Genomic DNA, 8,197 nt, shown 5'->3' with positions numbered 1-8,197 from the left:
GACCTGGGCAGACTCGTCGGTGCAGGTCACGTGCAGGTCGAGCACCGTGCAGGTCGAACAACCAAGGGAGCGGCATGAGGATCGGGATCGTCGGGGCCACCGGGCAGGTCGGGAGCGTCATGCGCACCATCCTGGCCGAACGCGGATTCCCGCTGGACGAGCTGCGGCTGTTCGCCTCCGCCCGCTCCGCGGGCCGCACGCTCCCCTATGAGGGCACCGACATCACCGTCGAGGACGCCGCGTCCGCCGACTTCACCGGCCTCGACATCGTCCTGTTCTCCGCGGGGAAGACCTCGTCCAGGGAGCTGGCGCCCAGGGTCGCCGCCGCCGGCGCCGTCGTGATCGACAACTCCTCCGCCTGGCGGATGGACCCGGACGTCCCGCTGGTCGTCTCCGAGGTCAACCCGCACGCCGTCGCGAACCGCCCCAAGGGCATCATCGCCAACCCCAACTGCACCACCATGGCCGCGATGCCCGTCCTGCGGCCCCTGCACGCCGAGGCCGGCCTCACCGCCCTGATCGTCTCCACCTACCAGGCCGTCTCCGGCAGCGGCCTCGCCGGCGTCGCCGAACTGCACGAGCAGGCCGGCAAGGTCGTCCCGTCCGCCGACCGCCTCACCCACGACGGCACCGCGGTCGAGTTCCCCGAACCGCAGGTGTACGTCCGCCCCATCGCCTTCAACGTCCTGCCGATGGCCGGCGCCATCGTCGACGACGGCCTCGCCGAGACCGACGAGGAGCAGAAGCTCCGCAACGAGAGCCGCAAGATCCTGGAGATCCCGTCCCTGAAGGTCTCCGGCACCTGCGTCCGCGTCCCGGTCTTCACCGGCCACTCCCTCCAGATCAACGCCCGCTTCGAGCGCCCCCTCGGCCCCGAGCGCGCCAGCGAACTGCTCTCCGGCGCCCCCGGCGTCGTCCTCTCCGACGTCCCCACCCCCCTCCAGGCCGCCGGCCAGGACCCCACCTACGTGGGCCGCATCCGCCGCGACGAGACGGTCGACAACGGCCTCGCCCTCTTCTGCTCCGGTGACAACCTCCGCAAGGGCGCCGCCCTCAACGCCGTCCAGATAGCCGAACTCGTCGCCGCCGAGTAACCATCCATGGCCGGCCCACCGCCGACCCCGGCCAGGGCGGCGACGCGTCGTCTCCACCGGTCATCGACCGGGGTGCGCTACTGAGGCTCCCGCCGCGAGGGTGTGGAGTTCCCGGGCGGCGGGGAGTGTCCGCGCCTGGCCGGGGAGGGCACGCAGGATCTGTTCTGTCAGATGGCGTTGCGTGGCGGGATCGGTGCCGGTGACGGCGTTTCCCGGCTGCACCGCAGTGAGAGCGTGCTCAAGGCCGTTCTCTATCTCATGCGCCTTGACGAGCCGCAGCCCGCGGATCAACTCAAGGCAGCGGGCCGCTGCCCGGCCGGTGGTCGCGAGCGACATCAGTGCGATGCCCGACTCCAAGGCGTCATCAGCCCTGGGGTCGCGGAGGAGGGAATAGACGTAGGACTCGTGCCACTTCAGGTACACCGCCCCCACGTGCCCGGAGGGGTCGGCGGTCATGCCGTCTTGTACGCCCTCCAAGGCGGCGGCGAGGTCCTGCAAGGCGGCGCGTGCCGTGGCCTTGTCTCCTCGTTCTGCCGCGAGGTCGGCGCGGACGGTGTGCGCCCTGACGAGTGCGTAAGAGGGACGGCCCCTGGAGACTTCGACGGCTTCGTCGGCCAAAGAGGCGGCGATCGATCGAGGAAGCCCTGACCAGAGAGCCCCATCCGCCTCCTTGGCTCGCACCCAGGCCGCGAGATCGGGGTCTCCGGAACGGTCAGCGGCGCGTGTGGCCTTTCCCCAGGCGACCCGTGCGGACCGTCGGTCGCCCAAGGAGTTGAACTCCATGGCCAGCAGACCGGAGAGCCCGGCACTGACCCTCAGAAGCCTGGCACGTTCGAGGGGGTGGTCATGGTGTCGTTCGAGGACTCGGCCTAGTTCGACGAGGTCGGAGACCAGGTCGTTGATCAGCGTTCCTGCATTCTGGTGGCTGTAGACATGGCCGTACTCCCAGACGGCACCCTCCCACCGGTCGATGTCCGCGCGGTCGTCGCCCAACGCGTGGTCGAGGCTCGCGAAGATCCCATCCAGGGCACCGGGGGGAATAGCAGTCCCTGCCCCTAGCGCGGTGATCAGTTGAAGTGCGGCCCGGCGTTTCACGTCGTCCCCCTCCTCGGAAGCAGGACTCCAATTCACCGTACCTGCCAGAGGGCAGGCAGGCCCTTGCCGAGGCCCGTTCTCTACGCGCGGTTTCACGACTGGAGGGGGCGGGGCGAGTGCGACGAGTTCTCCCTGGGCGTCCAGAGCATCGTCCAGAATATGGATCATCTCGCGGGAAGGCTGCCTGATGCCGTTGAAGATCCTGGAGATGTACCCGGAGTCGTAGTGGGTTCTTCTGGAGAGTTCTCCTTGGGAGATTCCGCGTTCGGCCATGAGCGCGCGTAGCTTCTCCTGGAAGATCATGGTATCTGCCCGTTCCTCGCCCACACCGATCGTCACTCCTGGCGCTCTCAACGGAGCGGAGAGTCACTGATTCCACGGTAGCTGCGACGTCGTCGCCGGGGGCGGGAACGCGGAGACGGCAGTCCCCAAGGCGGCAGGGTGAAGGGGTTCGAGTTGTCTTTCGAAGCCAGGCCATCCGCGTAGGTGGGTGGCCTGGCCTTGGGCAGTGTGGTCCGCAGCTGTGCGCTCGAGATCGTTGCTCTACCTGGACGGGTAAGCCTGTAGCGGCTGGCGTGGGTGGCGCCCAGACAATGCGCTAGCAGCGTTGCCCCCGTCCGGCGCCGGTGCCGCTTGTGGTGGCGCCATCGACCGCCCGCGAGCCCTCCGGGCGGCGTCGGCGAGGTCGATCGTGTGTCCTGCGAGCCGTGCGGGACGTTGTCGCGGTCGTGTTGCTGCTCCTTCACTCCTCGGGGAGGGATGTCGATAGATCGATGAGTTGGTCCAGCACTTGTTCCGCGGTTGTGCTTTTGTCGGGACTCTTCTCCAGCACGGACCTGATAATTGCAAGAAGGTCAGGATCGAAGTCTTTCGGCGCAGGGATGTTCGAAATTTCACGGATCGCGTCACCGGTACCGCCGCTCGCACGGTCGGGTGCCCGAATACCCGTGGCGGCGTAGAGCAGTATATTTCCCCACGCAATCAGGTCGTTCGCAAACTCATCGTCTTTACGTGATTTGTTCAGCGACTCGTCGATGATTGCGGAACCGCTGAACCCGGTGAGCCGTGGCCCGTCCGGGCTCAGCAATATCTTGTCGGCCTTGAGGTCCCGTAGCGCGATGTTCGCGTGATGTGCCGCGACAAGCAGAGTGGCCAATCCCATTGCGAGGCGGCGCACGGCGAAGCGGTCCATTGCGCCATGACGGGAAATAAAGTATTCGAGGGTGTCGCCTTCGATGTACTCGACTACCGAGTATGCTCCCGTTTTCGTCTCGGCATGATCGAGCAGGTTGCCGGCGATCATTGGCGCGGCATGTCGGGCGAGTTCTGCCTCTGCCTTGAGTTGGTCAGCCTTCCGATGGCCTTGCTCCGAACGGTCAGTTGGCAGGAATTTCACAACCACATGATTCCCGCTCGGCTGCTGGGATAAAAAGTGGAAGACCCCGTCTTCGATCCTGAGGACCTTGATGAGTACATATGGTCCCAGGGCCCGCAATCCATGAGGCAGATGCGGAACGTCCACCATGATGCATTCCCTCGTTCGGTCGCGTCTCGTAGGCCGTCCATGGACGGCCTACGTGACATACATTACCGGAGGCCGAGCGGCCGGGGGCTGACGGGGATTCCGCTCGCGGCGCAGCCGGGGGCCCGAACGTAGGTGGTGCTCAACGCGCTATTCTTGCCCACCAGCGCTGGCTGCCGCGGCTACCGCAGGTCCACTGAATGAGTCGCACACCGTTTCGCCTGCTCTGCTGAGCGATATCGAGGCACAGCGGCCTTCCGTTTTGCAGGCTGTGGACGCTGTAGATTTGATAGTATCCGTGGCCGAGGTTTCTGAGTCGCCACAGACTGTTCGCCTTCTCGTTGCAGGACCACTGAACTATCCGTGCGCCTTTCTTGAGCGAGTTGTGCTCCACGTTCATGCAGCGGCCGCTGTTCAGATTGACGAGGTGGATGAAGCCACTCCGGTGGGTTCTGCTGAGGTACCAGTACTCGTTCGCCTGATACCTACAGGCCCACTGGTCTATGGGGACTCCGTTCTTCTTGCTCCATCCGGGGACCTCGGCACAGATCCCGGAGTATCCGTTGACGAGCCAGTAATAGGGGATCGCCCGCGGCGCGCTGACAACATTGGAAGCCGGCCTGCTCGAAGGAGTCGACCTGCTGTCCGCTATTGCCGTTCCAACTGTTGGGCCCCCGTAGAAGAGGGCGCCGAGGACCGCCGCGACGATTGTCGACGAGAGCGCCCTTCGTGATCGCAAGATCTATCCTTTCTTCGCTTCTTGTCAGATTTGGGGCGGGGTCGTGCAGGCCCTCTGGCGATCTGTCCCGCCGCCACGGACCAAGTAAGTGTTCTCCACGATGGTCATCTGCCGCGCCGTGTCAGTAGATTCGCCTCACTCCCTCACGGTTATCACCTGCTTCTCCCCTATACACGCGACGCCGGGACCGTTCCGCTGCACGCCGAACCAAGATCCTTTATGACCGCCGGGTGGAGGTGCCCTGTGACCTCACAGCACGACAGTGGCTTCGTTGAGTACGTGGAAGAGGCCCGGACCGAGCTGCGCCGCAGAGCCTTCCTGCTCTGCGGCGACTGGTTCGAGGCAGATGATCTGACCCAGAAGACCTTGATGAACCTCTTACGCCGGTGGCCTCATCTAGATCATGACGGTGAGCTGGGAAGCTATACGCGTACGGTTTTGGTCCACACCTTCGTCAGCGAGCGCAGGCGGGCCAGGTGGTCTCGGGAGATTCCCTCGGACCACTCTCCGGAAGCGCCTTCCAGCGCTGATGACCAGCAACAACTCGAGAACCGGATCGTTCTCCTCGACGCGCTCTCGTCGCTCGGCGACCGGCAACGAGCGGTCATCGTCCTGCGCTATCTGGAAGATCTCACCGTCGGTGAGGCCGCCGATGCCCTTGGGTGCTCGCAATCCACCGTCCGGAGTCAGACCACCCGGGGTCTTGCGGCCCTCCGGAAGCGTCTGTGGCCCGATCAGCACCGCCAGGGTGGCGGGACCCGAGGCCGGACTTCAGGTGCTGGAGGTCGTTGAACGCCGGTCACGTCTGGCGGAGTGCTGGACGGGGCGCGCACCCGGGATGCGCCGCTCTCTCGTGACAGGCATCGTCTCTGCGGCAGTGCCGTGGAATGGGTGGGTTGGCCGGGTCTGGGACGATCGGGCACGGTGAGCATGCCCCGCAGCCCGGCGTCGACCAGCTCACCGAACCGGTCGAGCAGATCCGCTCGACCGGGCTGCCGGTGGATCTCTCGATCGAGGGGACGCCGCCGGAGATGCCCGCGGCGCTGCAACTGGCGATCTACCGGATCATCCAGGAGGCGCTCACCAACGCCCGCAACGGGAAGATCGCGAAGCGATGTCGCGCTCGCCCAGGCACGGTCAAGGGCGAGCCGCCAGGCGAGCCCTTGGGCCGGGACTAAGAAATGGAGCTAAGAGGCTCGGCGGCCGCGGACCTCCAGGGAGTCCAGGAGGGTGGCCGTGGTGCGGGCGATCTCCTCGACGGCGCGGTCGAAGGCTTCGGCGTTGTGGGACGCGGGGGCGCGGAACCCGGAGATCTTGCGGACGTACTGGAGCGCGGCGGCCCGGACGTCCTGGTCGGTCACATCCTCGGCGAAGGGTGGGCGGAGCGTTTTGATACTGCGGCACATATCCCCATTGTTACTCCTGGCACCGACAGTGCCGGGAGGGGCCCCGGGAACGGTGAAGGCCCTCGGCGCCGAGGACAGGTGGCGCCGAGGGCCCGGCGGGGGGCGGGTCCCCGGTTCTGGATGGCGGCCGTACGGGACGGGCCGAGATCGTCCCGTACGGCCGCTGCGGTCAGCCCGTACAGGTGGTGGGCTCGCCGCTGGCCGCGGGAACGCTTACCGCGTTCCACGCGTCCTTGGTGGCGGTGAAGTCGGCGCAGGTCGCCTTGCCGGCCTTCACCAGGTTGAGAGCGGCCGTGAGGGACGTCCGGCGGACGGCGCTGTGCGTCCAGCCGGAGGTCTTCATGTTGAGGGTCTCCATGAAGATCCGTCCGGCCTTCTGGATCCCGACTCCCGTGACCTTGGAGTTGTTGCAGGTCGGGCTGTTCGGCCGGCCGTTGTCCGGGTCGTTGGCGTTGGAACCCTCGGCGAGCAGGTAGAACCAGTGGTTCTGGACACCCGCGGCCGCGTGGACCTCCATGGTCGGGACGGCCGAGCTGAAGCAGCCCGGGTTGTTGCTGATCTTGGACGGGTCGGACATGTTACGGATCGGGCCGCGGCCGACCAGGTCGAGCTCCTCGCCCACCTCGTAGTCCGGCGGGTCGAAGTTGAGGACGGCGGTGGCGCCGTTGACCTGCTCGGTGACCTTCGGCTCCTTCAGGAACCACTCGGTGAGGGCGCCGAAGATGTCGCCGGTGGACTCGTTCAGGCCGCCGGCCTCGTTGCCGCCGCCGGAGCCGCCGGGGGTGTGCTGGAAGATGCCGTGGCCGAGTTCGTGCGCGACGACGTCGGTGGGGGTGGCCTGCTTGTTGTTGCCCTGGTTACGGCCGAAGTTAGCGAACTGACCGTTCCAGAACGCGTTGGCCTGGTTGAGGCCGACTCGCATGGGCCAGCCGCCCCCGTTGCCGTCCAGGCCGTTGCGCTCCAGCCAGGACTTGACCATGTCCCACTCGGCCTGCGCGCCCTTCATGGCGTCCACGCAGGCGGTCTCGAGGTCGGTGCCGACGGCACTGCCCCAGGCGTCGTCCGTGCCCGTGAAGACCGTTCCGCTCTGGTTGCCGCAGCTGACGCCGGGACGGGAGGCGTCCTTCATGGTGAACGAGGTGCCGGAGCCCGAGGTGGTGATGCTGGTCGGCTTGCTGCTGCCGCCGTGGTAGAAGCTCTGGTCGTCGTCGGCGTCGACGACCTCGTCCCACGTGCGGACGACCTTGCCGGTCCTGGCGTCGACCAGTACGTGCGTCTTGGACGGCCGCTCGGGGGCCGCGAAGCCGTACGAGCCGCCCGGGCCGAGGCCGTAGGAGCCGTCCGGCGGCGCCATCCCGTACGAGCCGTCCGGCGGAGCGATCCCGTAGGAACCGTCGGGCGGAGCGATCCCGTACGAGCCGTCCGGCGGAGCGATCCCGTAGGAACCGTCGGGCGGGGCGATGCCGTACGAGCCGCCGGGGCCAGCCAGGCCGTAGGAGCCCGGGGGACGGTGGAGTCCCTGCACCACGCTCTCGTAGACGAGGCGGCCGGTGCCCTCGGCGAGGACGGTCAGCTGCGGCGTCGAGACGCTGACGGGCTTGTCGATCTGCTTGCGCGCGATGGCCTCGGCTCGGGCGGCCGTCAGCCTCGGCGTGGTCCCCACCTTCAGTTCGGCGGTCTGGTTGACCGAAGTGCTGAGCACCTTGCCGGCGCTGTCGGTGGCGACGACGAAGTCACCGCCCCGGACGGGTAGCCCGGCGTACGTGCGCTCGTAGGAGACGTATTGGAGTCCTCCTGCCCCGGCCATCACCCCCTGCCGGATGATCTTGTCCTTGGGCGAGGTGTGGACGGGTGCCTGGCCGGCCGACACGAGCCGGTCGGCGGAGGCCGCCGCCGCCTTGGGCGACGGTGCGGGAGGCGCGGCGGGCGAAGCGTTCGCGCCAGTGATCGGGGCGGACATCGCCACGGCGAGGCCGGCGGTGATCGCCGCCGCCCCGAGCGCGGTCTGGTGTCTCACAGCGGTGCTCCTTACATGGGCCGAGGGCTCGGGCCCGCGGGGGTCCGTGCGGGAGGTTGCCGCGGGCGCCGCTGCCGCCCGGCGTTGACTGAGGAGATGACCCGCGATGTCGGTTATCGCGGATGCGGCCGGGCGGGGACGGCCGCATCCGCGAGCGTCCGTTGCGGGGGGCACGGGACGCTTGGCGCGGGTCTGGGGCCCCACGCCGTGATGGACGCTGGTGGACGTTGAACTCAACCGGGTGAGCTGGTTTCAGAAGGACACCGTGACTGCCGGTCTATGTCAACAAATCCATTTGGTACTGGAATTTCAATAGTTGTCGGT

8 protein-coding genes are annotated in these 8,197 nt (G+C 67.1%); 3 read left to right on the top strand and 5 right to left on the bottom strand.

The window, feature by feature from the left end; genetic code table 11:
- Positions 1-74 precede the first annotated feature (74 nt).
- A complete protein-coding gene (locus AMA02S_RS19710) occupies positions 75-1,094 on the top strand; it encodes an aspartate-semialdehyde dehydrogenase (protein WP_067460660.1) in 1,020 nt (339 codons plus the stop codon).
- Between the two features lie 60 nt (positions 1,095-1,154).
- Here the strand turns inward: AMA02S_RS19710 and AMA02S_RS19705 are convergent, their stop codons facing one another.
- The 3 genes from AMA02S_RS19705 to AMA02S_RS40485 form a co-directional block, all read right to left on the bottom strand.
- Positions 1,155-2,492, bottom strand: a complete 1,338-nt coding sequence (locus AMA02S_RS19705) for a helix-turn-helix domain-containing protein (RefSeq protein ID WP_169806857.1) — start codon at positions 2,490-2,492, stop codon at positions 1,155-1,157.
- Between the two features lie 439 nt (positions 2,493-2,931).
- A complete protein-coding gene (locus AMA02S_RS19700; protein ID WP_084265333.1) occupies positions 2,932-3,714 on the bottom strand; it encodes a protein kinase domain-containing protein in 783 nt (260 codons plus the stop codon).
- Positions 3,715-3,853: 139 nt separating this feature from the next.
- On the bottom strand, positions 3,854-4,450 hold the full coding sequence (locus tag AMA02S_RS40485) for an RICIN domain-containing protein (protein WP_169806856.1): 597 nt from the start codon (positions 4,448-4,450) through the stop codon (positions 3,854-3,856).
- Positions 4,451-4,693: 243 nt separating this feature from the next.
- Here AMA02S_RS40485 and AMA02S_RS19695 point away from each other — a divergent pair, with 243 nt between their 5' ends.
- Together AMA02S_RS19695 and AMA02S_RS19690 are read left to right on the top strand one after the other, a co-directional pair.
- The gene (locus AMA02S_RS19695; RefSeq protein WP_067460651.1) at positions 4,694-5,242 is read left to right on the top strand and encodes a SigE family RNA polymerase sigma factor; all 549 of its coding nucleotides are present in this window, start codon (positions 4,694-4,696) and stop codon (positions 5,240-5,242) included.
- A 104-nt stretch (positions 5,243-5,346) separates the two neighbouring features.
- Positions 5,347-5,628, top strand: coding sequence for a hypothetical protein (locus tag AMA02S_RS19690; protein ID WP_067460648.1), 282 nt, complete (start codon positions 5,347-5,349; stop codon positions 5,626-5,628).
- 9 nt (positions 5,629-5,637) lie between these two features.
- Here AMA02S_RS19690 and AMA02S_RS19685 read toward each other — a convergent pair whose 3' ends face one another.
- Entirely contained in the window at positions 5,638-5,856 is a 219-nt protein-coding gene (locus AMA02S_RS19685) for a DUF2277 domain-containing protein (RefSeq protein ID WP_067460645.1), read from the bottom strand.
- A gap of 169 nt (positions 5,857-6,025) precedes the next feature.
- Positions 6,026-7,873, bottom strand: coding sequence for a M4 family metallopeptidase (locus tag AMA02S_RS19680; RefSeq protein WP_067460643.1), 1,848 nt, complete (start codon positions 7,871-7,873; stop codon positions 6,026-6,028).
- Positions 7,874-8,197: the final 324 nt, after the last annotated feature.

The organism is Actinomadura macra NBRC 14102, assembly GCF_001552215.1.
GTDB lineage: Bacteria > Actinomycetota > Actinomycetes > Streptosporangiales > Streptosporangiaceae > Spirillospora > Spirillospora macra.
This window is presented reverse-complemented; position numbering and strand designations above follow the sequence as displayed.